We start from the raw sequence: 936 nt of genomic DNA on the forward strand, positions 1-936 counted from the left end.
TCGGTCCGGGTGTAATAGGTGCCAGACGTCGGGCCTGGACGCTCACATAAAACATAGTTAGTACCAAGAGGATAAAAAATAACAATAAAAGAGAAAATATTACCAATAACAAATCCTACCCCCGCGACGTGGAAAACAATGGTAAATGTCCTGTCGAAGAATTTTGGCGGCTGCATGCTTTTCGCAAAAGCCAGATAGGCAGTGCCCAAAGTAAAGCAACCCGTCACCGGAATCATGAAAAACATGCAAAATGAACCCCAGAAAAAATAGACGATGCTTCTGGATTCAATGAGATCGGTGAGATCAGGTACGCTGGCAATATACCCCACCCAGGTCATGCCTCCAAAAAAGAACATACAAAGAAACAACTTGCATCTTTTCTTAATATTCTCCAGATTTATATTGAAGTTCATATCAATAAATTCCGCCATATAGGGAACTTCTGTACCCCAGCCGTTGGGCGTTCCACTCTGCAATTCTTTGCCGCTCTTTCATCCCCTCACGAATGCACGCTATAACTTTATCTGATAGCTCATATTTTTCGTCCACTTCATTCAGTGTCTTAGCAATAATAAAACCTAATACAACGACACAAACGATTTCTCCCCAAACCGGAACGGCCCCGCTAGAGATAAATAGAGGTACAACGAACCTAAGAGCACTACCCGCTGATTGCGAGACAAAAACACTTACAATCACCTTCGCCACATCCATCGTCACGTTTCCCAGCAGTGCGGCGACGTCATGCTCGGATTTAAACACCACCTCAATGAACCGCCAGCAGGCGGAAAACCAGATGCAGAATCTGGCCCCTGACATTATGTTATTTCGAAACCCGGCGCTGCCAATGCCCACTTCAAGTACCTTAGGATGGTTAATCCGGTAACGGGTTCCGTTAAGAATGCGCCGCAGAGAAGGGTAGCCCGTAATCTTCAC

Annotated in this window: 1 protein-coding gene and 1 pseudogene; both read right to left on the minus strand. The window is 45.4% G+C overall.

The annotated features are described in order from the left end of the window. The coding region (locus tag OGX83_RS00635; RefSeq protein ID WP_286587222.1) for a DUF1240 domain-containing protein at positions 1-431 on the minus strand (431 nt) is incomplete at its 3' end. Next, a pseudogene (locus tag OGX83_RS00640) lies at positions 415-936 on the minus strand (hypothetical protein); the annotation flags it as partial. The gene OGX83_RS00635 and the pseudogene OGX83_RS00640, both read right to left, overlap by 17 nt.

This window comes from Citrobacter sp. Cpo074, assembly GCF_030332745.1.
GTDB classification, from domain to species: domain Bacteria; phylum Pseudomonadota; class Gammaproteobacteria; order Enterobacterales; family Enterobacteriaceae; genus Citrobacter; species Citrobacter portucalensis.